Origin of the sequence: Cyanobium gracile PCC 6307, assembly GCF_000316515.1 — a bacterium.
GTDB classification, from domain to species: Bacteria; Cyanobacteriota; Cyanobacteriia; order PCC-6307; family Cyanobiaceae; genus Cyanobium; species Cyanobium gracile.
On record NC_019675.1, the window covers coordinates 169,209 to 193,687 of the forward strand.

The 24,479-nt window shown below is 64.2% G+C and carries 27 protein-coding genes, 1 tRNA gene and 1 pseudogene; 11 read left to right on the forward strand and 18 right to left on the reverse strand.

All coding sequences use genetic code 11. The features are described from left to right. Window positions 1–912 precede the first annotated feature (912 nt). The 5 genes from CYAGR_RS18935 to CYAGR_RS17980 form a co-directional block, all read right to left on the reverse strand. A complete protein-coding gene (locus CYAGR_RS18935) occupies window positions 913–1,533 on the reverse strand; it encodes a DDE-type integrase/transposase/recombinase (RefSeq protein WP_245552564.1) in 621 nt (206 codons plus the stop codon). Next, complete coding sequence (locus CYAGR_RS18940) at window positions 1,500–2,000, reverse strand: helix-turn-helix domain-containing protein (protein WP_083891319.1); 501 nt, start codon at window positions 1,998–2,000, stop codon at window positions 1,500–1,502. The genes CYAGR_RS18935 and CYAGR_RS18940 overlap by 34 nt, the downstream gene beginning before the upstream one ends. Then, window positions 1,997–2,458, reverse strand: coding sequence for a helix-turn-helix domain-containing protein (locus CYAGR_RS18945; RefSeq protein WP_043325261.1), 462 nt, complete (start codon window positions 2,456–2,458; stop codon window positions 1,997–1,999). Before CYAGR_RS18945 ends, CYAGR_RS18940 begins: the two co-directional genes overlap by 4 nt. Before the next feature lie 2,780 nt (window positions 2,459–5,238). After that, window positions 5,239–5,949 carry a hypothetical protein gene (locus CYAGR_RS00825; RefSeq protein ID WP_015107844.1) on the reverse strand — a complete coding sequence of 237 codons (711 nt, stop codon included), beginning with the start codon at window positions 5,947–5,949 and terminating at the stop codon, window positions 5,239–5,241. Between the two features lie 1,114 nt (window positions 5,950–7,063). Then, window positions 7,064–8,200 (reverse strand): site-specific integrase, encoded by a 1,137-nt coding sequence (locus CYAGR_RS17980; protein WP_156818331.1) that lies wholly within the window; start codon window positions 8,198–8,200, stop codon window positions 7,064–7,066. A 280-nt stretch (window positions 8,201–8,480) separates the two neighbouring features. Here CYAGR_RS17980 and CYAGR_RS00835 point away from each other — a divergent pair. Continuing rightward, window positions 8,481–8,554, forward strand: a tRNA-Pro gene (locus CYAGR_RS00835). Between the two features lie 800 nt (window positions 8,555–9,354). On the opposite strand, the gene CYAGR_RS17985 is transcribed toward CYAGR_RS00835, so the two are convergent. Continuing rightward, the gene (locus CYAGR_RS17985; protein WP_156818332.1) at window positions 9,355–9,666 is read right to left on the reverse strand and encodes a hypothetical protein; all 312 of its coding nucleotides are present in this window, start codon (window positions 9,664–9,666) and stop codon (window positions 9,355–9,357) included. A 228-nt stretch (window positions 9,667–9,894) separates the two neighbouring features. After that, window positions 9,895–10,680, reverse strand: a complete 786-nt coding sequence (locus tag CYAGR_RS00840; protein WP_245552565.1) for a YihY/virulence factor BrkB family protein — start codon at window positions 10,678–10,680, stop codon at window positions 9,895–9,897. A gap of 367 nt (window positions 10,681–11,047) precedes the next feature. Here CYAGR_RS00840 and CYAGR_RS00845 point away from each other — a divergent pair, with 367 nt between their 5' ends. After that, entirely contained in the window at window positions 11,048–12,397 is a 1,350-nt protein-coding gene (locus CYAGR_RS00845) for a cytochrome P450 (protein ID WP_043325270.1), read from the forward strand. Between the two features lie 4 nt (window positions 12,398–12,401). Here the strand turns inward: CYAGR_RS00845 and CYAGR_RS00850 are convergent, their stop codons facing one another. The 6 genes from CYAGR_RS00850 to CYAGR_RS00875 form a co-directional block, all read right to left on the reverse strand. Continuing rightward, entirely contained in the window at window positions 12,402–12,581 is a 180-nt protein-coding gene (locus tag CYAGR_RS00850) for a hypothetical protein (RefSeq protein WP_015107848.1), read from the reverse strand. A gap of 141 nt (window positions 12,582–12,722) precedes the next feature. Continuing rightward, on the reverse strand, window positions 12,723–13,820 hold the full coding sequence (locus tag CYAGR_RS00855) for an Acg family FMN-binding oxidoreductase (protein WP_015107849.1): 1,098 nt from the start codon (window positions 13,818–13,820) through the stop codon (window positions 12,723–12,725). After that, a complete protein-coding gene (locus CYAGR_RS00860; RefSeq protein WP_015107850.1) occupies window positions 13,814–14,644 on the reverse strand; it encodes an ABC transporter permease in 831 nt (276 codons plus the stop codon). The genes CYAGR_RS00855 and CYAGR_RS00860 overlap by 7 nt, the downstream gene beginning before the upstream one ends. Further along, window positions 14,641–15,291, reverse strand: a complete 651-nt coding sequence (locus CYAGR_RS00865; protein WP_015107851.1) for an ABC transporter ATP-binding protein — start codon at window positions 15,289–15,291, stop codon at window positions 14,641–14,643. The genes CYAGR_RS00860 and CYAGR_RS00865 overlap by 4 nt, the downstream gene beginning before the upstream one ends. A 38-nt stretch (window positions 15,292–15,329) precedes the next feature. Next, window positions 15,330–16,469 carry a hypothetical protein gene (locus CYAGR_RS00870; protein ID WP_015107852.1) on the reverse strand — a complete coding sequence of 380 codons (1,140 nt, stop codon included), beginning with the start codon at window positions 16,467–16,469 and terminating at the stop codon, window positions 15,330–15,332. A gap of 108 nt (window positions 16,470–16,577) precedes the next feature. Next, on the reverse strand, window positions 16,578–17,555 hold the full coding sequence (locus CYAGR_RS00875; RefSeq protein ID WP_043325272.1) for a glutathione S-transferase family protein: 978 nt from the start codon (window positions 17,553–17,555) through the stop codon (window positions 16,578–16,580). Window positions 17,556–17,685: 130 nt separating this feature from the next. On the opposite strand from CYAGR_RS00875, the gene CYAGR_RS00880 reads away from it, so the two are divergent. After that, window positions 17,686–18,954 carry a glycoside hydrolase family 10-like protein gene (locus tag CYAGR_RS00880; RefSeq protein ID WP_015107854.1) on the forward strand — a complete coding sequence of 423 codons (1,269 nt, stop codon included), beginning with the start codon at window positions 17,686–17,688 and terminating at the stop codon, window positions 18,952–18,954. A 330-nt stretch (window positions 18,955–19,284) separates the two neighbouring features. Here the strand turns inward: CYAGR_RS00880 and CYAGR_RS17990 are convergent, their stop codons facing one another. Continuing rightward, entirely contained in the window at window positions 19,285–19,461 is a 177-nt protein-coding gene (locus CYAGR_RS17990; protein ID WP_156818333.1) for a hypothetical protein, read from the reverse strand. Between the two features lie 72 nt (window positions 19,462–19,533). After that, window positions 19,534–20,136 carry an EF-hand domain-containing protein gene (locus tag CYAGR_RS00885; protein WP_015107855.1) on the reverse strand — a complete coding sequence of 201 codons (603 nt, stop codon included), beginning with the start codon at window positions 20,134–20,136 and terminating at the stop codon, window positions 19,534–19,536. A 116-nt stretch (window positions 20,137–20,252) separates the two neighbouring features. On the opposite strand from CYAGR_RS00885, the gene CYAGR_RS00890 reads away from it, so the two are divergent. The 4 genes and pseudogenes from CYAGR_RS00890 (at window position 20,253) to CYAGR_RS00905 (ending at window position 21,375) form a co-directional block, all read left to right on the forward strand. Next, window positions 20,253–20,396 carry a chlorophyll a/b-binding protein gene (locus CYAGR_RS00890; protein WP_015107856.1) on the forward strand — a complete coding sequence of 48 codons (144 nt, stop codon included), beginning with the start codon at window positions 20,253–20,255 and terminating at the stop codon, window positions 20,394–20,396. A 48-nt stretch (window positions 20,397–20,444) separates the two neighbouring features. Beyond that, window positions 20,445–20,675, forward strand: coding sequence for a hypothetical protein (locus CYAGR_RS00895; protein WP_015107857.1), 231 nt, complete (start codon window positions 20,445–20,447; stop codon window positions 20,673–20,675). Between the two features lie 13 nt (window positions 20,676–20,688). After that, window positions 20,689–20,928, forward strand: a complete 240-nt coding sequence (locus CYAGR_RS00900) for a hypothetical protein (protein ID WP_015107858.1) — start codon at window positions 20,689–20,691, stop codon at window positions 20,926–20,928. 4 nt (window positions 20,929–20,932) lie between these two features. Further along, window positions 20,933–21,375, forward strand: a pseudogene (locus CYAGR_RS00905) (nuclear transport factor 2 family protein). A 9-nt stretch (window positions 21,376–21,384) separates the two neighbouring features. On the opposite strand, the gene CYAGR_RS00910 reads toward CYAGR_RS00905, so the two are convergent. After that, window positions 21,385–21,588, reverse strand: a complete 204-nt coding sequence (locus CYAGR_RS00910) for a Nif11-like leader peptide family natural product precursor (RefSeq protein WP_015107860.1) — start codon at window positions 21,586–21,588, stop codon at window positions 21,385–21,387. Between the two features lie 12 nt (window positions 21,589–21,600). Continuing rightward, entirely contained in the window at window positions 21,601–21,996 is a 396-nt protein-coding gene (locus tag CYAGR_RS16250; protein ID WP_015107861.1) for a hypothetical protein, read from the reverse strand. Between the two features lie 157 nt (window positions 21,997–22,153). Between CYAGR_RS16250 and CYAGR_RS00920 the strand changes: the two genes are divergently transcribed. From CYAGR_RS00920 to CYAGR_RS00925, 3 genes are all read left to right on the forward strand, one after another. Continuing rightward, window positions 22,154–22,366, forward strand: coding sequence for a hypothetical protein (locus tag CYAGR_RS00920; protein ID WP_043325275.1), 213 nt, complete (start codon window positions 22,154–22,156; stop codon window positions 22,364–22,366). A 190-nt stretch (window positions 22,367–22,556) separates the two neighbouring features. Further along, window positions 22,557–22,682: a hypothetical protein gene (locus CYAGR_RS19360; protein ID WP_281104592.1), complete on the forward strand. Its 126-nt coding sequence runs from the start codon at window positions 22,557–22,559 to the stop codon at window positions 22,680–22,682. 4 nt (window positions 22,683–22,686) lie between these two features. Continuing rightward, window positions 22,687–23,130 (forward strand): hypothetical protein, encoded by a 444-nt coding sequence (locus CYAGR_RS00925; protein WP_015107862.1) that lies wholly within the window; start codon window positions 22,687–22,689, stop codon window positions 23,128–23,130. On the opposite strand, the gene CYAGR_RS00930 is transcribed toward CYAGR_RS00925, so the two are convergent. Continuing rightward, window positions 23,103–24,149, reverse strand: coding sequence for a magnesium transporter CorA family protein (locus CYAGR_RS00930; RefSeq protein WP_015107863.1), 1,047 nt, complete (start codon window positions 24,147–24,149; stop codon window positions 23,103–23,105). The genes CYAGR_RS00925 and CYAGR_RS00930 overlap by 28 nt on opposite strands. Before the next feature lie 66 nt (window positions 24,150–24,215). On the opposite strand from CYAGR_RS00930, the gene CYAGR_RS16750 reads away from it, so the two are divergent. Beyond that, the gene (locus CYAGR_RS16750) at window positions 24,216–24,410 is read left to right on the forward strand and encodes a DUF2256 domain-containing protein (RefSeq protein WP_015107864.1); all 195 of its coding nucleotides are present in this window, start codon (window positions 24,216–24,218) and stop codon (window positions 24,408–24,410) included. Window positions 24,411–24,479: the final 69 nt, after the last annotated feature.

Below are 24,479 nucleotides of genomic sequence, written 5' to 3' on the forward strand. Positions count from 1 at the left end.
TTCCTTCACAGATGATCACCCATTTGGCAGGCGCGAGGAGCGTGTGCCCTGCAGCAAAGGGGATGGCGTTGGAGGTCCCGATTTATGGAACTAAGCAAGTACCTGAGAGCATCTCCCCGAGAACTCTGCACTCAGTGATGAGCCGGATGAGGATTTCTGGTCGAGGTTCGACTGAGTCTTCAGGATCTACCCATAGACGGAAGTAGATCTACTGCTAACGGAAGTACTTCCCCACAAGATACTTCCACAGCCAGCACAAGACACCTCGGCGGCGAAAATGGCTTGCCCCGCAGGGACTTTACCAAAAGTCCTGAGGTCCGCAGATGAACCGCTGAAGGAGGAGGACGCAACTCAGAAGCTGCAAGAATATCTACAGGATAAGGTGCACGATCGGATCCAAAAAGTACAACGACAAGAAAGTACTCTAGCGATTGGGGGGTCGACGAGCTGGTCGCCGTCGAGGCGGTGAAGGTCTCGGGGCAAAGGGGTCAGCCCGCCAAGACGTAAAACCTCGCGTGTGCGGGGGGAGAGGGAACCTCTGTATTTATTGACTTGGACAACATAGACTCATTGCCTCGCAGGGCTTTTGAATTCTTCCAGGGTGGGATGAGATTCGTGGATAAAACCGAATCTGAGGGATCCGTGGATTTAATCCGGACCACTTCTCCCGAGAGCGATGGCATTAAATCCACGGATTTCTCCCCAGGCATTAAATCCACGGGGCTTGGATTTAATCCCGAACCTGTCACCGCAAAGGATCCCGAGGACAAAACCATTAAATCCACGGCCCTCTCCGCACCCCACGCGAGGGGGTGTAGAAGCCCGGTTGAGGAGGGACAGCTCTGGGGTGGCCCCGAGGGCTGGGAGATGCGGATCGGTGACTGCCAGGAAAGATGACGCCCCTGCCGTTGATCAGGCGGCCATGACCAAGGTAGCTGGATCAATGGCGTTTTCTGGACGCGGTGGATTGATCCAGACCACTTTCGGCTGACGCCAGCATCGGGTTCCGCGGCTCCAGCGGCGGGGGTGTCGCTGGCGGGCCTGCTCGTAGAGACGGGCGCGGTGACGACAGAGTTCAACGGCCTGACCGCTGTGGCGCTGATCAGGCGTCACGAACCGGATGGAACTGTGGCGGTGCCTGTGGTTGTACCAGGCCACGAATGCACAGGCCCAGCTGCAGGCCTCTTCCTGGCTGCGGAAGGGACGCCTGGGGTAGTCCGGTCGGTACTTGACCGTGCGGAACAGCGACTCCGAGTAGGGGTTGTCGTTACTGACCCTCGGCCTGGAGAAGGATCTGAGCACCCCCAGCTCCTCCAGCCGGCTCTCCAGCGTGGCAGCCCGCATGGCGTTGCCGTTGTCGGCATGGAGGATCAGAGGTTGGGGCCGGCCCTTACTGATCCGCTCCCGTAGGCAGGCCCTGCTCACCAGATCAGCGGCGATCTGGGCCTCCTCCCGCTCGGCGACATCCCAGGCCACCACCTTGCGGCTCCAGACGTCGATCACCAGGTAGAGGTACAGCCAGACGCCACGCACGCTGGTGGGCGAGGTACGTGATGTCCCAGCTCCAGACCTGATTGGGCCCTCTGGCCTCCAGCCGCGGCACCGGCCGGGGGCCCTTGGGGCGGCCGGGCACGGCCACGGCGATGGGCCTGGCCATGGTCATGAAGCACGCGGTAGAAGCTGCGCTCAGAGCCGATGTAGATCCCGCGATCGGCAAGGATCGGCACGATCTGCCCCGGTGGCAACGCCGCGAACTCGCTCTGGTTGCAGGTGAGCAGGATCCGCTGGCGCTCCTCGTCACTGAGCCGGTGAGACACCAGGCGGCGACTGCCTTTACGGCCGTCCAGGCCGCCCCCATCACCCACGAACTGCCGCCGCCAGCGCTGCAGCGTGGTGAGCCCCACGCTCAGCAAAGCGGCCACCTCTCGGGCCCGCGCACCGGCCGCCATGGCGGCATCGAGGATCTCCAGGGCCTTACGGCGATCGGCCGCCGCAGTCAATCCCCCTCGTCCTCGCCCCAGTAGGCCTGGATCTTTTTTGAGGCGATCAGCAGTGCCGCCGCCTCCGCCAGGGCCTTGTCCTTGCGGCGCAGCTCCTGCTGGAGCCGTTTGATCTCACGCTGGTCCTCCTGGTGCCGCTTCTGGAGGTCCTTCTGATCGGCCATCGTCAGCAGCGGCTGGGCATTGGCATCCTGGGCTGCCTGACGCCAGCGGTCCACCTGCTCGGGGAACAGGCCCCGCTCGCGGCAGTATCCACCCAGTTCAGTCGCGTTCAGCCCGGCGGTCTCCAGCACCACCGTGAACTTGTCGGCTGGGCCCCAACCCTCGGGGTCCTTCTGGGTGGCCGGCACCACCTCGCCCTGCAACCGCCAGGCCTTCCGCCACTTGTAGAGCGTGATCACGTGGATGCCCAGCTCTGCTGAGATCTGGGCCACGCTCTGCCGGTGCGGTGGACTCATCCGCCTTCTCACATCAGCTTTGACGGCCTCGCTGTAACGGCGCATTGCTCTGCTCCATCAAGCCCCCTGGTGGAAAAAGCGGTCAGGATGGAGAGGCGTCAACTTTCCTGGCAGAGGGGGGATCCGGCCGTGGAGTGGGTTGAAGGTCTGGTGGTGGCCGTCCAAATGGGCCCCGAGGGCTTGGGATGTCCTCAACGCCATGGGAGTTCGCTGTGGCGTCTCTGAAGGCCACAGAGCGGCCACTGATACAGCAGGAGGCGAGTGCAGGAGGATGGCTTCCCCTTGTCCGCTAGTCGCTACGGGCTCGGGGCAAAGACTGATGCCCGACCAAGGTCAACTGCCTCGCGTGTGGGGAGGGTGGAGGAAACCTCTCAGATATTGATTTGGACAACCGAGACTCAATGCCACCACAGCTTTCTAAATTTCTGTGCGACACCGTGAGAATCTCACAGAAAATCTCCCCCGAGGCCGTTTCACAGAAAATGCAGGAGGGGTCCCCCGAGGACGGTGGGATTTTCTGTGAAACCGAGGGCGAGGGCATTTTCTGTGAAACCTCCACAGAAAATCCGAACCCAGTCACAGCAACGGATCTCGAGGACGGTGGCATTTTCTGTGAATACCCTCTTGCACCCCACACGCGAGGGGATGGCAGCCAGGTCAAGGAGGGGGCGACCTGGGGCGGCCCCGAGGGCTTGGAGATGTTCACGGTCCAGGTCGATGGGGGGTGATGCTTGGACCGAAGCTGCCACCCGAGGACGATTGTTGGGGCAGGACGTAAGTCTCCGCACCTCAGGCGTCCATACGACCCAGGAAGGCGGCCAGGTGGCTGGGAGGCTGTCTTGGCGTCAAGGGTGGTTCTGGAGGCCCTGAAGGGCCTCAGAGCGGGCACTGACGCTTCAAGAGATGTGCGTCACGGTTTGGGGCCGAAGGGTTGCTACGTGCTCGGGGGAGAGGAGCGGGAGAGGGGTGGTCCCTCCACCAAGCTCACTCATCTCGCGTGTGCGAGGGGAGACGGAGAACGTGGTTTTATTGATTTGGACAACCGAGACTCACTGCCACCACAGGTTTCTGAATTTCTGCCGCACCCTGGTGAGAATCGCGGGAGAATCGGGATTTCAGAGGAGCGTGGCAGTAATCCCCCGAGTTCTGCCCCTGCGGTTCACGGCGCTCCCTCTCAGGAGGGTGGGAATACTGCCAGTGATGTTGAGGCGGGGAATACTGCCACGGTGAATGGCAGTATTCAGAACCCTGTCCAGGTCAGCAATCCAGGGGACGAAACCGTTATCGCCACGGGCTCTCCCGGTCCTCACACGCGGGAGGCTGGCGGCCTGGTCGAAGAGGCGGTGACCGGCGGTGGCCCCGAGGGCGAGGAGATGTGGGTCCAGGCGGCGGACTGGATCCAGCAGGGACCTGTGCTGCCTCCCGAGAGCGAAGGTCTGAGCAATACAAACGGCTCCGCACCTCAAGACTGTCGCTGACGCTCCAGGGTGGGTGCCTTGGTCTGGGGTTGATGGGGTGGAACTCACCTCGGGGAGCCTGGGTGGGTGTTCGCTCCACCAAAGCCAACGGCCTCGCGCGTGCGAGGGGAGAGGGAAATAGTGTTTTTATTGATTTGGACAACCGAGACTCATTGCCACCACAGGTTTTGGCATTTCTGACGCGAAGGGGTGAGAATCCCGTCATTAATCGAAAATCCGAGAAGCGCGTCAGTATTCCGATGCTTCCCCCCGAGGACGCTGGGAATACTGACGCGGGGATCCAGGAGATGAATACTGACGCGGGGTGCGTCAGTATTCAGAACTCAGGTGCCGCAATGGATCCCGAGGCTGAAATGGATACTGACGCGGGGTCTCCCGGTCCTCACACGCGAGGGGATGGCAGGCCGGTCGTGGAGGCGGTGACCGGCGGTGGACCCGAGGGCGAGAAGATCTGGTGGTTCTAGGGCGATTGGGTCCTGCGCGGACCGGAGCCACACCCTCCCCCAAGAACGAGGGTCCGGGCAGGACGGAAGACTCCGCACCTCAGCCATCCATACGGGCCGGGAAGGCGGCTAGGCAGCTCGGAAGGGGACCCAGCATCACGGGTTGGTCCTAGAGGCCCTGAGGGCCTCAATCCGGGCGCTGACGCTGCAGGAGATGTGCGCCTTGATTTAGGGGCGACGGGTTGTTATGTGCTCGGGGGTGAGAGGGGGGAGCAGTTGGTCCCTCCATCAAGCTCAACGGCCTCGCGTGTGCGGGGGGGAGGGGGAATTAACACATTTAATGATTTGGACAAGCGAGACTCATTGCCAGCAGAGGTTTCTCGGTTTATGCGCGACGGAGTGAGAATCGCGCAGAAACCCTTCTCGGAGGCAACCGCGCAGAAACCTCCGGACGCACCCCCCGAGGACGGTGGAGGTTTCTGCGCGAACGAGGCTGAGGGAGGTTTCTGCACACCTCGCGCAGAAACCTTGGAGCTAGTCATCACAACGGATCCCGAGGACGAAAATGGTTTCTGCGCGGACCCTCCCGGTCCTCACACGCGAGAGGCTGGCGGGCCGGTCAAGGAGGGGCAGACCTGGGGTGGCCCCGAGGGCTTGGAGATGTTCGTGGCCCAGGTCGATGGGATCCAGTTGGGACCAGCCCTTCCCCCCGCGGACGCTGGACTCATGAGTGAGACAGACGAGCATCCGTGGAAGCGGTTCTACTGAGTCGCTCTGACCTGTTCATGAGTGGGGAGGACTCCTGCGGAGCGATTGCCTCCCTCTGCCGGCCTTTTCTTCCCCTGGCCATCCCTCCTGATCAACCGATGCGGTTCTGCAAGAACAGCCGGGTCCCCGTGGTGTCCGCCATCCGCCAGGGCACATCGATCACCGCCTCCGCCGCGAACCCCACGCGGCGTTCTCCGCTGGTGGTGGGATTGCCACCGGTAAGGGAGCGCACTCCAGAGGGTGCGCCTACGGCAATGGCGCGGGAAACCGTCCACAGCACCTGCCGGCCCTGGTGGTGCCTCTCGAAGCGGTAGCCATAGGCTTCATGCCCGCTCCGCCAGGACATCACCCCCTGACCCAGTAGGGCCGCCAGATCACTGGTAGTGAGGACCAGGGCGTTATCGGCAGCCTCCGCCAGCCCCCGAGCCCGCCGTAGGGCATCCGTAGCTGGGTTTGAGGCCGCCTCCCTGAGGGCCGCCACCAGTGCCGCCAGGTCGCTGCCAGGGGCCTTCACGATCGCGGTGGTGTCTGCTGGTGTCACTGCCGTCGCACTGCCAGCAGCCGACGCTGGCTTGAGGCCAGGGAAGGTACCCATGGGCTGCCCTGACTGGAGGTGGTCTTGGAGCCGTTCCCCGAGCTCGATGAAGTCTCCTGGCCAGGTGGTGAGGGTGGAGGAGACGCGGATCAGCTCAACCCCGAGGGCGCGGGCTCGGGCCTTGAGGCCGTTGCGGCTGATCCCCCAACGTTTCTCTAGATCGCGGATCGAGACGTCGGCGGGAGCCACGTCGGCAGGTGCTGTCATGGTGTCGCGGTGCTGGCTCGACAGCAGGATGCCGTGGATCTGGGGTGCTGTCGAGCTAGCGCAGTGCCATCACGACAGCAAGAGGGGGGGCGTGAGGAGAATTGAGCAGGATCGGGAGTCTGCCCTAAATCGGCAAGTCTTCGGGGTCTGGAAGGCCTGCGAAGAATACAGAGGACGCAAACGACATGATCTAGAACGCACACGATATATATGTGCAAACCCAGTAACTATCCCGGATTGACTTCATGTGTTTGGTCAACTCCCATGATATGTGGTGACGCGAGTATCGAGTTGCTCTTTAACTACTGTCTGGCTGGTTGAAGACGTATGAAAGCAGTCGTCTCAGCAATCCAATTCGCCAAAAAAAAGCTCCATCTCCTGGTCAGCACAGAGCTGGCGAACACCGCCACAGCTATGACAGCCACAAAGTTAGAGACAGCTACATCTATAATTGAAGACGAGCTGGTAGACCGCAGAAAGTTAGCCTAGAGAGTAAACAGTTTGCCGCTATATCTGGGGACTTGGTTCACTGGGCATAGGGGTGTCGCCAAGTTGTCAAGCGTATATGATTTCCCCTACCGATAATTGGCCCACTTAGCCATGCTTTGGCGAACTGCCTGAATGTTCCAAAGACACGGCGAGGTGCGAGTGATCCCGGTACGCACATAGTGATGCTTAGGCTTAAGCAGACCTTGTGACTTAAGCCTAGTCAAATGACTCCGGCTGATTGAAAGCTCTTTAAGAGCATCGGATGTCTTCACCCACCTGACGGGTTGTTCAGTGTCGGGAGCCATGCAAAGCTGACCGGGTAGTGCCGGTTGAGAAAAATGTGATGAATCTGGAAGCCGGAAACGCTCGTTTGGCGATTGACCAATAGTAGGCCATTCTTGCTCATTCTGTCAACGAGCGGGCTCGAATCGGGCCCGCCTAGGAGATTCTGTCTGATGTAGTCGCCCTGCCGCTGACTATAACAAGGACGTAGCGCAACTAAATCCTGAGATTGATGACTCCTAATGAGTGAGGCTCTGGGAAAAAAAGTCAAATATGGAAAAGGAGGTGCGTGAAGGTCGCCTAAGACGTACATCAACAGGTTGTTAAAAGTCGGATTTCAGGACTACACCCCAATCCGATTTCTGTATTGCAAGCCTGCTTCAAGAGCAGAGTCGATCGCCTCATCATCAGTCCATTGGCCGTAGTGCTGCGTATGTGTAGAGACTGAGTGACCCATAAGCGCTGCTGTCACGCGTGGACTAAGTCCGTACATCTGGTGAGCACGCAATGCATATCCATGCCTGAAGCTGTATGGTGTGTACCGCTCCTCAGAAGTAAGCTCAATCCACACTTTGTGTCTCAACAGGTACTTTCTCATGGCGTCTGCGGGACCTGCTGGAGACTCCAGCGGGGGTAATGTAGTTGTGGCCTTAAGCTGTTCTCGTAAACTCCACTCAGTTTCCCACTCAGGATGAAGAGCTCTTAAGCGTCGAGGTTTTGTTGTTCCGCCTCCCGAGCGCTTTTGGTAGCTGCACCACAAGCCTGCAGTCCCTCGATCCTGCAAATATCTGAGTTCAATTGGACGCAAACCATAAGCAGCGCAGAGCTGAATGGCAAACCGCCAGCGTTTACCCGCGGAGTCATGTGGAAGCGCTTCCAGCAAACTGAGGATTTGCGCATCTGAAAAAGGGATTGCACCCTGTGTTGCACTTCGCTTCTCTCCGATGAAGAGCCGCAAGACTTGAGGGGGGCTCCATGCAGCCTCTTCAAGTAAACTCTCTGCCACGGCCCAGCGCAACATCGCGGCGAGTTGCTGTATCACCATCTGGCGGCGTCTGGATCCTGGGGGCCAAGGAAGCCCCGCTTCAGCCAGCAGCTGCTTTGCCGTGCTCGGGGTTTTGGCTTCTGCACATGCAAGCTCCGCTATGCGAGCCGTTGTGGGTGCATAGTCTTTTGCCCAAGTCGTTGCCTTGATCTGGCCTGTTCGATGGACCTTGTTCTCCCCAAACGTCTTCCAGCAGTTGATAAGGTCTACATCTGGGGACGATTCGGCTGGTAAAGCTTTCAGCGAACCAAGCCCCCCCCCGAGCACGAGGTTCTTCGCGTCGTCAAAGCTCTTGCCTGTGGCCACAAGCTGGGCTATGGCGACAGTGGTGTTGAGGATGTCACTCGTGGAGGCTGGCACCCAGGGGATCGGCAGGACAACGCTCTTTCTGCTGCCGTCGTCGAAGCGGGCGAACAGCTTGGCTTTGCCACGCATGGGAGAAACCGACCAAGCACGGCCAACGCTGCTGAACAAACTGCTCCTCAACCCCCGCACCCACAAAGGGACGGACTCGGGTGAAGCAGGGGTGGCCATGGAGTCTGCGTAGCTCTCGCGTGAGAGCTGTGTGAGAGCTGAAGGGCATCAGCATGGCGCAGATAGGAGCCATCTGGGTCAAGCCCGCCTCAGCACCGACATCAGTCCCAGACCCCTCTCAGGGCCAGGGTTTCTGTCACTGCAGTGCTTGTCAGCCAATCGTGGCGTATGGTGGGTCCGACGGGGCGTGGCGCAGCTTGGTAGCGCGGGTGCTTTGGGAGCACTAGGTCGCAGGTTCGAATCCTGTCGCCCCGATTGACTTTTCAGGGATTGTCAATCACCTCCGGTTGGACCAAGGTTGGAGAGAACCTGGATCCGGATGGTTCATTCTCCGTTTCCTGTTGGGCAACTGGAAGCTCCTGCCTGAAGTCGTTCGTCGAGCAGCAGAAGCCGCACCTGACGGAGTGGTGGTGACGAGTCGAGCCTGGGTGGTGGGTCAGACACTCCATTGGGGCTGCTCCAGTCCAGGACCTCCAGCAGCGCGATCTGCACCCGCCGGACCGCTGCGGCTGGTCACCGACTTCTACCCGCCCTCGTTCAAGCTCAACGGGACCATCCGCGAGGGTGCCAGGCTGAAATCGCGCCACCACCTACCACCCACTGCGCACGCCGCCGCAGAGGCTGCAGGCCCTCGGCCAGCTCAGGGATGCCCGGCGGCAGGCGCTGGAGGCGCGGCAACGCAGCAGTGATCCCCGGTGGCGTTGCTGGAAACGCTTTGGCGCTGCCAGGCCTCCCCGCCCCGCCCCTCGGCCAGGCAAGAACACCGGAGCAGAGGCCCAGGGCCGGTGCGGTGGTGCCTGAACAGGCCAGTCAGGAGCTGCGCATACTCAACCGGTTTCCGAGGAACCTGCAGCTGGTGTGACTGGAGAGCGAGGCCAGCCTGAATGCCGCCAAGATCCTCAGGCGTCTCCTTGCCCTGGCTCCAGGCAGCTGCCACGAGGGTCAGCTGCGTTCGATGGAATGGCGTGTCGATGGAACACTTAGTGATGCAAAGCGCCGGACCAGTTTTCGCTATCGCCTGACTGGGCACCGAGACTGGCCAAGGCCATGCGTGCCTATGTGCCGCTCTCCTCGACCAATTCATTGGTCATCTGATCGACCTTCTGGCCATCCTCGGCCCTGTCTTGCGTGTTTCCTTTTTTCCCCGTTTGGCCCCCGTCCCCTGTGACAGCGCCGATGGTGGATTGAAGCTGGCTGTCTGTTTCTTGCGTTGAGGCAGGGACTTTGTCTGCTTTAGCTCCGAGCAGTGTCTGAGGTTGGGACATCGGATTCGAAAGGGCCATCACTGGAGCTGGAAGCAGCACAGAAGCTATCAGCAGGGCCAACGAAAAAATGGACATCAATAAAGTCTTCATGTCGGCTCTCATGGGATGGTCTACTCAACCCTAAGTGCTGTTGAAGGCTGCTTTGAATGATGTGCAGCGAACATGCATCGACACGCAGCGCTGAGTCATCGAGCCTGTTGCCCCCTCTGTTGCCGTCACTGGACTTTGACAGTCATTACGGCTTTTGAAGAGCGCAGGACGCATCTGTGGCCATGCCCTTTCTTCCCGATACGTTCGATGGCATTGCCGCTTTAGCTGCGGAACTCCCAATCAGCCAGACAGTTCTGCTGCCTGCCTGAGCTTCCCCTGGTTGCGTGAATAGACCTGAGTGAACTCCGCACCAATCAATAGAATCTGCGTCGAATAGAAGATCCAGATCAGGAGAACCACCAGGGAGCCTGCTGCTCCGTAGGTGGAGTCAAAGCTGCTGTTGCCGATGTAGAGGCCGATGACAGTCTTGCCGAGATTGAACAGAACAGAGGTGGCTGCCGCGCCCACCCACAGATCTCGCCATGGAACCCGTACATCAGGCAAGTACTTGTAAATTGATGCAAACAGAACCGTGATGACGACCAGCGCGATCACCAGGTTCAGGGCCTGCCCCAGGACGGGGAGCCCTGGCATCAACCTGTTGAGCGCATCACCAGCGGCGACGAGAAGACTGGAAAGCAGCAGCGACACCAACAGCAGAAAACCAATGACCAGAACCATGGCAAAGGAAAGAAACCGTTCGATCAGAAAGTCACGCCATCCGCGCCCCGGCTTTGTTTCCACATCCCAGATTGTGTTCAAGGCCATTTGCAGCTGACCAAACACACCCGAGGCCCCCAGCAGTAACAGCAAGAACCCGACCACCGAGGCCAGCACGCCCTCAGATCCAGGCCGACTGGCATTCTCAATCATCGCTTGAATCGCGACAGCCCCCTCCTTACCCATCAGTCCTTGGATCTGACGCATCAGCTCTCCCCGAGCGGCCTCCTCGCCAAAGACGGCTCCCGCGACCGCTATGGCGATCAGCAGCAGCGGAGCCAACGAGAAGATCGTGTAGTACGCCAAGGCAGCGGCATGGACTGGCACGTTGTCCTTCTTCCATTCAGCAATGGTTTCCTTGACCAGGCGTATCCATCTCCTAGATCGCATGGCTCATCCTCGGTTCCATCGACACGTCTTGAGACTAAAAGTTTAGTGGTGCTTGCTGTCTCGAGATGCCCTGTTGCGTGCAGCTTGTCTGCATCCATTGAGCACATCCCGATTCACGTCGTTGGGAACGATCGCTTGTCATCCAGTGACGGTCTCTGGTACGCAGGGCCACCAGGTTGGTTCCGTTGTCCATCGCCGCTGCGGCAGGCCGTGGCGCTTGCCGCCAGGTCTCGCGCCGCGCTCACCTGGCTGCCAGCCTGTCAACCGCCCCGGATGACGCTGCTTGCTCCCCGATCCCGCCACCCTTCGACCCGTCCCCAGCACAGCAGTGGTGAGCGGCGTGCTCGAAACCCTCGCCTTCTTTCGCGATCCGGATTTCGCCCGCTCTCGCTTCGAGCGTTACGGCGATGTCTACGAAACCAGCCTGCTGGGGCAGCGCACCGTGTTCATCCGTGGTGGGCAGGCCATCGCCGACCTGTTGGCCCAGGGTGAGGCGGTCGAGGGCTGGTGGCCGGACAGTGTGAGGCAACTGCTGGGGCCGCTGTCGCTGGCCAATCGCAACGGCGCTGACCACAAGGCGCGCCGCCGGGTGGTGGGCCAGCTGTTCGCCGCCGCCGCCCTGAGGCGCTACAGCCCGGCGATCGTGGCGTTGGTGGAGGGCCTCAACCAGGAGCTGCTGGCGGCACCGGCACCCGTGGCTCTGGTGCCCCGGTTGCGGCGTTTTGCCTTCACCGTGATCGCCACCACGGTGCTCGGGCTTGATGGCGCCGATCGCGACGCCCTGTTCGAGGATTTCGAGGTCTGGTGCCGGGGCCTGTTCTCCTTCCCGCTCGCCCTTCCCGGCAGTCCTTTCGCCCGTGCCCGTCAGGCCCGTCAGCGGCTGCTGCGGCGCCTTGGTTCCGTGCTTCAGAAGGCCCAGGCCGCCTCGGCTTCCGGAGCCCCCCTTGTGGCTGGCGGGCTCGACCTGCTGGCCGGTGGCCTGGATGAAGCCGGCCTCCCCCTGGCCGACGACGATGTGGCCGAGCAGTTGCTCCTGCTGCTGTTCGCCGGTTACGAAACCACCGCCTCCGCACTGAGCTGCCTGCTGCTCACCCTGCTGCAGCATCCCGCCGAGCTGGCCTGGCTGCGGGAGGAGCTCGACGGCCTGTCCTGGCCCCCTGCCGAGGCTGACGCCGTGAGCGCCTACGACGCTGTGCGGGCCCCCCGGCTGGATGCGGTGGTGAAGGAGGTGATGCGGCTGACCCCGCCGGTGGGGGGCTTCTTTCGCCGCACCCGGGAGCCCATCGCCCTGGCCGGTGTGCTGGTGCCGGCGGAGCGGGTGGTGCAGGTGAGCATCACCGCCAGCCACCGCAATGGCACGGACCCTGAGGATCTGGCCGCCTTCCGGCCCCAGCGCCATCTGGGGGGAGCCGAACCCGTGACCTTGCTGCCCTACGGCGGTGGTGAGCGTGTCTGCCTGGGCAAGGCGCTGGCGGAGCTGGATATCCGTCTGCTGGCCGTGGGGCTGCTCAAGCAGGTGAGTCTTGCCCTGGAGCCGGATCAGGACCTGACGCTGTTGGTCATTCCCAGCCCCTCGCCGAAGGATGGCCTGCTGGTGCTCCCACGCCGCCGAACCAACGCTGCCGGTCTTTAGGTTGTCAGTCCCCAAACTTCTTATCCAACCATTGAGTCACCACGTAGACACCGATAAACATCGGAAGATAGGCAATCCACATGTTGGCAAGGTTCAGCTCCGAGTTGTTGATCAGAACAAGACCCAGATAGCTGATGACGCCATAGATGGATGCCCTACGCAGTGGCCCGACAATCTGTTTCAACTCAGAGGCAGCGCTGATGCCACCCTATGGCAACCACACTGAAACGGTGGGCCGTCTCCCCTGGGCGGGAGTGGGCATTGGAGGGTTCTTCCAGCCATTCGACCTGCAGGGCTGATCTCCGGCAGTCCCCGAGAAGTCCATTCAGAGGATCACCGCCGCGAGCGGTCGTCGGGCCGAGAAGGGCAGCGGCGTTCCCCGCCCGAAGCGCAGGACGATGTCCGGACGCCGACCCGGCAGACCCACCAGGGCCGCCAGATCGGCGCGGAACTCCGGCACCTCCACCGGCTGGTTGAGAAAGGAGCAGCTCAGGCCGAGGGCCGTCGCCTGCAGGGCAAAGCGCTGGCAGGCCCGCCCCACCTGCACCCAGTGGGCTGGGTCCGCTTCGGCGCCGGCGAAAACGGCGATCCCGGCGGCGGAGGCGATCTGCCGGGCATAGCGGGCCGTTTCGGCCTTGACGGTGAAGACCCGATCGAACAGCCAGGGCCCCAGCGACTCCGGCAGGGGGGGTTGGCCGCTGGCGGCGCTGAACAACCCGTCCCCCCTGCGCAGGGCGGCGTTCGGGCTGAACCGCAGCCACCGCTTCAGCTCCGCCACGAAGGCCGGATCGCCCATCTGGGCTGCGTTGGCCGCCAGGATCAGATCCCGCAGCCTCGCCATCGCCGGCCGTTCGCTCACCAGAATCAGGGCCACCCCCGGGACCGAGGCCGCCGCCCTCAGCTGGCGCAGATCGCCAGCCTCGACGCCCGATCCGTCGTAGTCGGCCCGCGTCGACTGCCGCCGGGGGATCGCCTCGAACAGGGCCTGATCGCCGCCCTTGCCCGTCCCGTAGTGGAACCGCACGCTGCCGTCGCCGACTGGATCGAAAGACATGGCCCCGGCACGGCCGGCGGCACCGGCCGCCAGGGCCAGGTTCTCCGCGGCGCAGCCCAGCGACACATACAGGTGGTGATCGTCGGGGTCGACCATGGGGGTGCGCCTCTGGAGATCAGCAAGGATCGTGATCCCGTCGCCGTCCGGGCGGAACAGCCAGGGTTGGGTGTTGTGTCCGTTCGCCGCCAGGCTGGCGTAACGGATCAGATCGAGGGTCTGCGGAGCCAGGGCGGGCCTTCGGCGCATGGCGGCGACGGCGGCGTTGTACGCCTCCATCGAGCCCCTGCGGCTCCTGTGGGCCCAGATCCCACCGCCCCCAGCCACCGCGGCAGCGCCGGCCCCCAGCAGCAGTTCCCGTCGCGTCACCATCGCCGTACCCCCGCCCCGTCCGCCCGCACCAGTCGATCGAGCCGCAGCTGGTGGTCGGCGCTGGTGAGCCGTCCGTAGGCCAGGCCCACAACGCCGAACACCCCCAGCGCCGTCGCCGACGCGATCATGAACAGGATCACGATCTGGTAGCGAACCGCCGCCGCCGGCGCCGCCCCCTGGAGGATCTGGCCGGTCATCATCCCGGGCAGGCTCACCAGGCCCATCACCATCATCGAGTTGATCGTCGGGATCATGGCCACACGGATGGCGTCGCGCACCACCGTCTGGCAGGCCTCCCAGCGGGTCGCCCCGAGGGCCAGATCCGTTTCGACCTGATCGCGACCGCTGCGCAGGCCTTCCATGAAGCGATCGAGTCCCAGGGAAATGCCGTTGAGCGTGTTGCCCAGCACCATTCCCAGCAGCGGGATCAGATATTGGGGGTTGTACCAGGGCTCGGGCCGGATCAGCCCCGACACCGCCAGGCCCGTGACCAGCGCCGAGGAGGCCATCACCGACAGCAGGCTGTTGAGGTAGATGCCGGCAAAGCGGTGCCGGGTGCGCTGGACGGCGGACACCCCGGCGATCATCGCCATCGCCGCCCCCACCAGCAGGATCAGGGGGGCCTGGTCCTGGTGGAACAGCCACTCGAGCACGAACCCCACCAGCAGCAGCTGAACCACCATCCGCACGGACGCCACCAGCAGGCTGCGGGACAGGCCCAGGCGCAGCGCCGCCGAAAGCCCCACATTCACCAGGATCAGCAGGGCGGACAGGGCCAGGCGGCCATCACTGATCGTCAGGGCGCCGGCGCTCGAGGGGGTCATGGCTGCAGCTCCAGGGTGCGGGTGGCGAAGCGCCCGATCTGCTCGCCGTCATGGCTGATGAGCACGCAGGCGCGCGGACCGGCGGTGAGCCAGTCGGTCAGCAGGGTCTCGACGGCGGCGGTGGTGGCCCCGTCCAGGGAGGCGGTGGGTTCATCCAGCAGCAACACGGTGGGATCGAACTGCAGGCCCCGCAGCAGGGCCAGCAGCTGCAGCTCGCCGCCGGACAGCCGCTCGGCGTCGTAGTCCAGGAACGAGGGATCGCGCCCCAGGGCCGCCAGCCAGCCGGTGATGCGCTCGTAGCTCCATCCACCCCGCCCGCGCCGCTCCCGGAACCGCCAGGGTGAGCGAAGGTTCGCCGCCACGGTTCCCCCACCGGCGACGGGCCGCTGGGCGAGGTACAGCACCATGGACCGCCAGCGAGGCAGACCCCACGCCGCCGGAGGGCGCCCCAGCAGGTGGAAGGTTCCCGCCTGCGGAGGATCGAGCAGGGCCAGGGTGCGCAGCAGCAAGGTTTTGCCCGCCCCCGAGGGTGCCACCAGCCCCAGGCGATCACCGCCGGCCAGCGCGAGATCCAGCCGACTCCAGAGCAGCCGATCCCCCAGTTGCCGCTCGAGGCCGGCGGCGCTCAGCAGCAGGGGGCGATCCAAGGGTGCGGGATGGCTGGCCACCTCTCACTTTGACCCCGTCACGTGGGGCCCACCGCCGACTGGCAGCTGGTTCCTTTGGAGGCCAGCCAGAGTTCCACGGTGCCCTGGGGGACGGAGCGTGCGTACCTCCATGTGCTCAGGTCGATGGGAGAGATGCCCGGCTTCGTATTGCCGGTTCCGGCAAGAAGGGCGCGGACAGATGGCGACGTTGTTTTGAGGGCGTTGATCTGGGCGATCAGCTTCTCGGCCAAGTCGTTGTCGGCCTTGTGAAAGAAACGAACGGAGTTGTACGGCCCGCAGCTGCTCGATGACGGTTCCACGACGCGCACGCCAGAGACGATGTACCAGCGCTTGGCGGAGAGCTGGACCAGGATGGGTTTCAGTTGCTCGGCGATGGACGGATTGTCCAGATGGACGGTGACGACGGCCAGACTTGGTTCGGTGTAGGCACTTTTGGCCCGAGCCGTTTCGAGCCTGACGGCATTGAGTTGGTTGACCACCCTGGCCTGGGCCAGGGAGCCCGCCACCAGCCTCGGATCGATGATCGGGTCCTGGGCCAGCTGGGAGACGCTGACCGACTGTTCGCCATTGCTGTCCTTGCCTTCCACCTGCTTGCGCAGCGCTTCGATCGCCAGCGCCCCGGCCTCACCGCAATCGGCTTGGATGTCAGCGGCCGGCGTCAGATCCTGGCCACCAAGTTTCAGATGGAGATTGAACACCTGTTGCTGGTAGTAGTCATTGCAGGCTTCGCCGGAACTCTGAACCAGACGATTCAGCACCCTCGCGGCCTGGTCGACACCATGGTTGAACTGGGTCTGGGTGGCGGACGCATGGCGGGAATTGTTGTTCTGGGCATTGATCGACTCTTCCCCGGATGACCCCTCAATCAGCAGAATCGAGATTCGTGCGAGCAGTAACTTGTCCCTCGGTGCCTTGTCTTTCCCAGGCTCCGTGTTGAGCATGTGCTCGATGGCCAGCAGGGAGATGTCTCTGCCAAGTTGCTTTGATGTGAGTTTATCGGTGAGATCACCAACCAGTCCCGCCGTACGTGATTGCTGCGACAGCTTGTTGACCTCATTGGAAGTGATCGTGGCGACGATCAGGCCGATGGTGCCGGCGATGGCGGCGATGCCTGAGACGATATTGTTGAATGTTCGGCCCCGTTCGGAATCTGCCATTCGCGTTGTCCTGATGCCATCATCTGGGGCCCAGTCTCAGTGGCACGTCAGAGTGCGCCGGAGGGGTCCCACATTTCTTATTGGTGTTGATGGCGGCCGATCTGCGGCTCACACATGCTCCCGGCCATGGGGAAGGAGATAGTCGATCAGCGGACCCACCGGCACCACGCCGGTGGGGTTGAGCATGGTGTGGCTCTGGTAATAGTGGCGCTTGATGTGCGCCATGTTCACGGTTTCCGCCACCCCCGGGACCTGGTAGAGATCGCGGGTGTAGGCGAACAGGTGGGGGTAATCCACCAGCCGTTTCAGGTTGCACTTGAAGTGCCCCACGTAGACCGGATCAAAGCGCACCAAGGTGGTGAACAGGCGCCAGTCCGCCTCGGTGATCGCCGATCCCAGGAGATAGCGCCGGCCGGCCAGGTGCCCCTCCAGCCAGTCGAGTGTGGAGAACAGGGGACCCAGCGCCTCCTCGTACGCCTCCTGGCTGGTGGCGAAACCACAGCGGTACACCCCGTTGTTCACGGTCGCGTAGATCCGCTCATTGAGGCGGTCGATCTCCTCGCGCAGCGCCGCGGGATAGACGTCCCCTTCCCGAGCACCCAGGTGATCGAAGGCGCTGTTGAACATCCGCAGGATCTCGGAGGATTCATTGCTCACGATCGTGCGCCGTTGCCTGTCCCACAGCACCGGCACGGTGACCCGGCCGCTGTAGTGGGGATCGGCCACGGTGTACAGCTGGTGCAGGGCTTCGGCGCCCTCGTTCGGATCCGGCACCTCCCCCTCCCCCCCCTGGAAGGTCCAGCCCCGCTCGCCCATGAACCAGTGCACGACGGAGAGCGGGATCAGATCCTCCAGCCCCTTGAGGGCGCGCACGATCAGGGTGCGGTGCGCCCAGGGGCACGCCAGTGACACGTAGAGGTGGTAGCGACCGGCCTCGGCGGCAAAGCCGGACTCACCGCTCGGACCGGCCGATCCGTCCGGGGTGATCCAGTTCCGAAAGGCCGCCCGTGAGCGTTCGAAGCGGCCGGCGCTGCTGCCGGTGTCGTACCGCTGGTCCTTCCAGACTCCGTCCACGAGCAGGCCCATCACGGTTGCCATGACGCCCGCGGACCCTAACGGGCCCGTGGCGCCACCTGATCGCCCGGCGGAGCCCGGCCGCTGCAGGACGGATCCGGCCCCATCGTGGAGGGCACAGCAGCGCCGATCCCTTGATGCCATGGCCGGCTTGAACCGACACGGCCCCCTTCGCCGGGCCGCCCTGGTCCTCTGCGGGGGCCTGCTGGCCGGGGTGCTGTCGGGTGTGCTGGCGAGCCTGCCGCTGCTGACGCCGCCCGTGAAAGCCCAGGAGCCGCCAGCGACGGTTCAGGGGCAGCCCGAGGAACTGCGGGGGGTGTGGCTCACCGCCAACGACATGCCGGTGCTGCGGGACCGCGGCCGCATGCAGGCTGCCGTGGATCAGCTGGCGGAGCTGGGCTTCAACCGGCTCTATCCGGTGGTCTGGAACGGCGGTTTCGCTTACTACCCCAGCCGGGTGAGCGAGGCGCGCCAGCTGCAGGACTTCACCTTCCGCGGCCTGCAGGGGCAGGACATCCTGGCCGAGCTGATCAGCGCCGGCCGCAATCGCGGGCTCAAGGTGATCCCCTGGTTCGAGTTCGGCTTCATGGCGCCACCGGAGTCGCCGCTGGCCCGGCGGCACCGCAGCTGGCTCACCCAGACCCGCGACGGCGGGCTCACCTCCACCAGTGCCGCCGGCCGGGTGGTGTGGCTCAATCCCTTCCGGCCGGAGGTGCAGCAGCTGATCACCGACCTTGTGCTGGAGCTGGTGAATGACTGGGGCGCCGACGGCATCCAGTTCGACGACCACATGAGCCTGCCGCGGGAGTTCGGCTACGACCCCTTCACCACGGCGCTCTACCGCAAGGAGACCGGAAGGGATCCACCGGCCAACCCTGAGGACCCGGCCTGGGTGAAATGGCGCGCTGACCGGATCACCGCCTTCCTCGACCAGCTGGCCCGGGCGGTGCGGGCCGCCCGCCCCGGCGCCCTGATCTCGATCTCCCCCAACTACTACGACTTCGCCTACAAGCTTCAGCTGCAGGACTGGCGCGCCTGGGTGCGGCGCGGCATCGCCGATGAACTGCTGGTGCAGATCTACCGCCCCGATCTGGAGAGCTACCACCCTCACCTCAGCCGGCCGGAGGTGCAGGAGGCCCGCCAGCGCATCCCCACCGCCATCGCCGTGTTGAGCGGCCAGCGCAACCGCCCCACCCCCCTGGCGCTGATGGCCCAGAAGCTGGCCGCCAACCGCGCCAGGGGCCTGGGGGTGGCGTTCTTCTACTTCGAGAGCCTGTGGAGCCTGGGTCCCGAGCCGCCCGCCGAGCGCATCGCCGGGCTAGCTCAGATGCTGGGCCCCCGTCAGCAGAAGCTGGCCGCCCCCAGGGCGCGCAGAGACTCACCGCCGCCCTTGCCACCGCCGCTTCCTTAGCCACCGCCAGGGAGTGGGCTCATCAAGCCCGTTCGCGCAGAGACCCTGAAGGCGGAAAGGCGTCGGGATCCGATGCCGCCATGGACAGCGCCGATCACCTCACGACCAACAGCCAATGTCCCTGGCTTGCCTCCATGCCCGAGCCGACCACCGACTTGCCGCTGCCCTGGCCCTCCCGAGCCACCAGCGCCTGCTCCCGCTGTCCCCCTCAGACGAGGCGAAGGCCGAGGAGTTACGAAAGAACCTCCCCGCCCGGGTGGCCCATGACGACCCCGCGGCCGTCCTGATCGAATTCCTGGAAGCGGTACCGGCAGCGCACGACCGACCCCTTCACCGACGACGGCTTGCCCGCAGAGGAAAAGGCCACGAGCCGGTGGGGGCAGGCATCGAGGGGGCCGACACCCGCCCATCGCCCCCCCGCACCAGCAGGACAGGCAGGGTGAACACCCGCACGCTCAGCGCCGACTCCCATGGCAGCTCGCCGCTGGCGAAGATCGGCCAGGCCACCAGCCACTCCGACAGCCAGGGGTGCTCGAGATCAAGGTATGGCTCGACCGGATCCAGATACCCCGGCCGAGCCTAGGGAGCGAGCGCCGCCGGATTCAGGCCCACCCCGTCGAACAGATGGCGGCCGGGGGCCTCCGGTGAGGGATCGAACCAGTACTGCTCCACCAGCGTCAGGAAGGCCTCCCGCGGCAGGCGGCCGGGGGGCAGCCCCAGGCCGGCGAGCATCCGATCGAGGTTGGCGGCGATGCCGGCGGTGGTGTGGCCGTAGGCGGCCGCGAAGGCGGCCAGGTCGTCGACGTCGAGCTGGCCATCGCCATCGAGGTCGAGCACATCGAAGAAACCGCCGGCGGATCGGGCCATGAACTCCCGCGCGGCCCGGGGATCGCTCTGGAAGGCGTCAAAGACGCGGCCATGGGAGGCGACGAACTCCTCCTGATCCACCGTGCCGTCGTGGTTGCGGTCGCGGCGAGTGTTCTCGTGCCGGTAGGTGTCGAGCAGCAGCCCGAGCAGATCGGGGAAGCGGCTGGGCCGGCCCTGCCAGCGCCGCGCGATCCGCACCGCCACCGGTTCGAAGTCACCCTCCAAGGTGTGGCGGCCGTCGCCGTCGCGGTCGTAGAACCGGAACAGCCGGCGGTAGCGCCGCATCAGTTCGGCCGGCAGGGAGACGCTCGACATCCACCGGGCCGCGGGAGATTTCGATGGTACCGGGGCCGCAGCTACCAGCCCATGGGGCCGAACTTGACGCCAACGTTTACAAGCTGTTACAATTCGCGAAACAAACTGAAACACACATGTCCGACTCCTCCGCCCGCTTCGGCTTCGTCGCCTTCGCCGAAACCTGGAACGGCCGTCTCGCCATGCTCGGCTTCGTGATCGGCCTCGGCACCGAACTGCTCACCGGCCAGGGGATCCTCTCCCAGATCGGCCTGGGCTGATCGCCCGACGGCCCAGCGTTTCCCTTCCCGTCCCCCCTTGTTTGACCCATGACCGACACCACCGCCAACGCTTTCCAGGGCGACAGTGAGCATTCCATCCACATGGAGCAGCTCAAGCGCGTCGAACGCTTCAACGGCCGGGCCGCCATGATCGGTCTGGTAATCGGTGTGCTCACCGAAGCCATCACCGGCTCCGGCATCGCCCATCAGATCGGCCTCGGCGCCCTGACCGACGGCTACGCCGCCTGCCGCACCCAGTTCCTGCCCTTCTGCTTCTGATCGGTTCTCCCTGATGCCGCTGCCTCTCTGCCCTTTCACGGCCGCCAGGATGGCCGGCCTGCAGGCCACGGTGCTGCTGCTGCTCACCCTGCTGATCAAGGCCAGGGTGCAGATCAAGGCAGCCTCGGCCCTGGGTCTGTTCCTGCTGGCCCTGCAGACCCTGGTGTTCCTGGCCGCCGCCGGAGCCCTGGGCCTGGCGGCCCTCGGCGGCCTGGCCCTGGCCCTGAACCGTCCACGGCCGGCCGCCGCCTGAAGCCATGACCGTCGTGCTGCAGCCGCCGCTGGCAGAAGATGCGCTCCGGGCTCTGTTCACCAAGACCTACGGCGCACCGGGGCCTACAGAGCAGCAGTGGCGAGCCGTCTACGACCCGAACGTCCATTTTCAGGACCCCACCCAGGAGCGTCAGGGCCTCGAGGCCTACATCGCGGCCCAGGAAGGTCTCCTGCGGCGTTGTGACGATGTGGTCCTGGTGCCAGGGGCCGTGGCCTTGAGCGGTGACACCGCCTTCGTGGAGTGGACGATGGGGCTGAAGATCAAGGGCATCGAGTTCGTCTACCCCGCACCACTGGCCTCCGCTTCGGCGCCGATGGTCGGATCGTCGAGCACCGCGATTACTTCGATTTCGTCGGCCCCACCTTTGCTCCGGTGCCGCTGCTGGGTGGTTTCGTGCGCTGGCTCTACGGCCGTTTCGTGTCCTGAAGCTCCCGATCAGCGGGGCCTGCGCATCACGTAGCCGGTACAGACGGCCCGATGCAGCGTGGTCACGCCGAAATGGAACCCCTCCTCGGCGGCGATGGCCACCACCTGGTAGGCATCCAACCCGCCCAACCGGGCCCGCAACGTCCCGGAAGCTGCTGCGTGGGCCAGAAAGCTCTCCAGCTGCTCCTGTTCCGCTGCTTCACTGTTGTCCATGGGCCGGCGGGCTCAGCGGCCGGAGCCTGCGAGGGGCATCTGGCCCGACCCCGCCGATCGGTGCGGCCGTGACGTCCGTGCCGATCGACGGCCGGTGAGGCGGGCCAGCCGGGCCAGGGGGCCGCTGGCGCGACGCCGGGCCTCCCGCTGCCGCTCGCGGAAGGGGCGATCCACCGCTTCCATCGCCGCCACGTCGTCATGGTCGTGGACGCCGTAAAGCAGCCGGGTGATCCGCTCGGGGTCCATGGCCTCCGCAGCGGCTTCCTGCCAGAGGCGCTCGCTCCGGGAACGGTCGCCCCGCCGGAACTGGGCGTCGGCCAGTTGTCGGGTGAGCGCAAACACCAGCTGCCGCTCCTTGAAGGCGGAGAAGCTGCCTTCGAACTGATGGGGAAAGCAACCGCTGGCCATGGGAGGTGTCCTGCCGCTGGAGTTCTCACCTCAACTGTATCTCCTGCTACAGATCTTGGGCCCCACGGCCCCGTCCGGCCCTCGCGTGTCGGAGTGCCCGCGCCACCAAGGTGGGAGCTGCTCCTGCGTCGAGGCCATCTCCCCCTTCCCCGTTCTGGTGATCGTCCACGCCCTGGCCGCCACGGTGTGGACCGGCGGCCATCTGGTGCTGGACCTAGGCGTGCTGCCGAGGGCCCGGCTGCGCCTGATTCCCAACCTCAGCGACGCCAATCTCAGCGGCCTGGCCTGGCACATCTGTGCCATCACCGCCCTGGCCATCGCCTTTGTGGTGGTGGGTGCCCTGATTCGTCTGGGAGGGGTGCTGGGCTGAGCGGGCTGATTCCTTCTTCGCAGGAGAGCAGAAGGAACGCTCCCGGCTTGGCGCCCTCCTCCAGAAGCTCAAGCAGGCGCTGCGGGGCCAGCAGATCAAGATCGATCGCCTCGAAGCCCGCCTCCAGGCCCTGGAGGCGGAAAATGCCGCGCTTCGCTCCGAGCAGCAGCAGTCCAGGGCCGAGCTGCAGTTGCAGAAGGAGCTGGTTGCCCTGCAGCGGGCCCTCAGGGCCGAACGTCAGACCAACCTGCAGCTGCGCGGGGAGCTTGAACGGCTCCGGGCCGGGGAGCAGCTGGGCCTCGGCCTGGCCGATTAGGCCCATGGCCAGACCCCCATCCCCCCGCTCCGCACCGGTCCGACCGAAGCCGCCCACCATCACCGAGCTGAAGCGCGAGGTCCTGGCCCTGGCCGGAGTCTCCAGCACCCGGGAGCTCAAGCGAACCAACCAGGACCTGCGCCATCTCGATTTCCGCCTCAAGGCGAGCTGGTGTACTGCCCTGGAGGTGCTCCAGCAGGCGGCGGCCGCCTATCCCGACTGGGACACCCATCCTCCCGAGGAATTCAGGGAGCTGTTCGCGGCCATCGATCAGGCCAGTGAGGCCTATGGCCAGTCGATCGATGAGGGCCTGCGACTCAGCGCCCGGCTCCAGCAGGCGGCCGATGATCTGGAGTCCCTCTCCGGTGAGCTGCTGGAGGAGGCCGCCGAGCTCAGGACGGTCCAGGCCGCCTCCCGCCGTCAGGCCCGCCAGCGCCGGCTCAACTGAGTGCGCCGTGTCGCCTTTGGATTCCGGTCCAGGCGGCTGAGCACGCGGTAACTGGCGAAGCCGATCACGACCATGGCGAGCATGAACGCGGGATAGGAGATGTGCCAGTTGCGGGGGCCGGTGATCATCGTCCATTCGGACATGCCGCCGATGCCCGCCAGCAGGGTCAGCGGCATGAAGATCGTCGTGATCAGTGTCAGGCGCCGGACGGTGGCGTTGGTGTCGTTGGCGGCCTTGGCCATCTGATTGTTGAGCATCGACAGATACATCTCCATCAGGCTGGTGACGATGTCCCGGTACGACTCGGTCACCTCGTAGAACCGCACCAGATGGTCGTAGATGTCGCGATAGTGGTAGATCGCCTTCTTCGACACCAAGGGGAAATCGCCCCGGCAGATCTTGCTGAGGATCTCCCGCTCATGAAACAGGCTCTTGCGCAGCCTTAGCAGGTAGCGCCGGAAACGGATCAGCTCGGCTGGCTGGAAACTCGCCGGATCCGCCATCAGGGCTTCTTCCACTCCATTCAGCTCATCCTCGAGGGCCTCGATGGCCACGAACTTCTGATCGACGACCTGATCGAGGATCAGGTGCATGAGGTGGGACGGACCCTGGCGGGCCTCCTCGATCCCCCTCTCCACCATCTTCTCCACCCCATCGAGATAGGAGCGATGCCTGGCATCCAGATGGCTGATGCTGACCAGAAATCGCTGACCGAGGAAGAGGTTGATCTCACCCACCTCCAGGACGCCGTGGTCGTACAGAAACGTATTGAAGAGAATGAAGGTGTTGTCAGGGAACTCGTCGATCTTGGGAATCTGATGATCATCGAAGCAATCCTCGATCGACAGCGCGTGCAGGCCCAGCAGACCGACGAGCTGGTCCAGTTCGTCCCGGCTGGCCTCGCGGTAATGCAGCCAGGCAAATCCGTCCGCTTCGCTTGTGCTCAGAGCCTCCTCGGCCGACGCCACACGCATCGCCGGGCCGGTGCGGCCGATCCGATAGAAGCTGGGGTCAGCCATTGGTTCCATCGTGTCACGGGAGCGGGTTCGCTTTTGTCAGGCTGGTGTGCCCAGCTCCCTGGCCGGATGCCCCAACACCTGGATCGCCCCACCAAGCTCTGCCCGGTCTGCGGACGACCGTTCCAGTGGCGCAGAAAGTGGAAGGATGTCTGGGACCAGGTGCGCCACTGCTCCGAGCGCTGCCGACGCAACCGCAACCGCGCCCGCAAGGATTCTTCCGATCCCCCTCCGATCTCGAAGCGAGCCACCAGCGCCGCATGATCCGACCCCGGGTCCACGCCACGGCGATGTTTCCGGGATTCGCCGCCAGGCTCCAGAGGCAGTAGCCGT

Excerpts from the sequence above, each read along its gene's own strand:
- CYAGR_RS18945 (WP_043325261.1), bottom strand. The coding sequence starts at position 2,458 with ATGAGTCCACCGCACCGGCAGAGCGTGGCCCAGATCTCAGCAGAGCTG.
- CYAGR_RS00825 (WP_015107844.1), bottom strand. The coding sequence starts at position 5,949 with ATGACAGCACCTGCCGACGTGGCTCCCGCCGACGTCTCGATCCGCGAT.
- CYAGR_RS17980 (WP_156818331.1), bottom strand. The coding sequence starts at position 8,200 with ATGCGTGGCAAAGCCAAGCTGTTCGCCCGCTTCGACGACGGCAGCAGA.
- CYAGR_RS17985 (WP_156818332.1), bottom strand. The coding sequence starts at position 9,666 with ATGAGAGCCGACATGAAGACTTTATTGATGTCCATTTTTTCGTTGGCC.
- CYAGR_RS00855 (WP_015107849.1), bottom strand. The coding sequence starts at position 13,820 with ATGGTGACGCGACGGGAACTGCTGCTGGGGGCCGGCGCTGCCGCGGTG.
- CYAGR_RS00860 (WP_015107850.1), bottom strand. The coding sequence starts at position 14,644 with ATGACCCCCTCGAGCGCCGGCGCCCTGACGATCAGTGATGGCCGCCTG.
- CYAGR_RS00870 (WP_015107852.1), bottom strand. The coding sequence starts at position 16,469 with ATGGCAGATTCCGAACGGGGCCGAACATTCAACAATATCGTCTCAGGC.
- CYAGR_RS00875 (WP_043325272.1), bottom strand. The coding sequence starts at position 17,555 with ATGGGCCTGCTCGTGGACGGAGTCTGGAAGGACCAGCGGTACGACACC.
- CYAGR_RS00880 (WP_015107854.1), top strand. The coding sequence starts at position 17,686 with ATGGCCGGCTTGAACCGACACGGCCCCCTTCGCCGGGCCGCCCTGGTC.
- CYAGR_RS00885 (WP_015107855.1), bottom strand. The coding sequence starts at position 20,136 with ATGTCGAGCGTCTCCCTGCCGGCCGAACTGATGCGGCGCTACCGCCGG.
- CYAGR_RS00890 (WP_015107856.1), top strand. The coding sequence starts at position 20,253 with ATGTCCGACTCCTCCGCCCGCTTCGGCTTCGTCGCCTTCGCCGAAACC.
- CYAGR_RS00895 (WP_015107857.1), top strand. The coding sequence starts at position 20,445 with ATGACCGACACCACCGCCAACGCTTTCCAGGGCGACAGTGAGCATTCC.
- CYAGR_RS00900 (WP_015107858.1), top strand. The coding sequence starts at position 20,689 with ATGCCGCTGCCTCTCTGCCCTTTCACGGCCGCCAGGATGGCCGGCCTG.
- CYAGR_RS00910 (WP_015107860.1), bottom strand. The coding sequence starts at position 21,588 with ATGGACAACAGTGAAGCAGCGGAACAGGAGCAGCTGGAGAGCTTTCTG.
- CYAGR_RS16250 (WP_015107861.1), bottom strand. The coding sequence starts at position 21,996 with ATGGCCAGCGGTTGCTTTCCCCATCAGTTCGAAGGCAGCTTCTCCGCC.
- CYAGR_RS00925 (WP_015107862.1), top strand. The coding sequence starts at position 22,687 with ATGGCCAGACCCCCATCCCCCCGCTCCGCACCGGTCCGACCGAAGCCG.
- CYAGR_RS00930 (WP_015107863.1), bottom strand. The coding sequence starts at position 24,149 with ATGGCTGACCCCAGCTTCTATCGGATCGGCCGCACCGGCCCGGCGATG.
- CYAGR_RS16750 (WP_015107864.1), top strand. The coding sequence starts at position 24,216 with ATGCCCCAACACCTGGATCGCCCCACCAAGCTCTGCCCGGTCTGCGGA.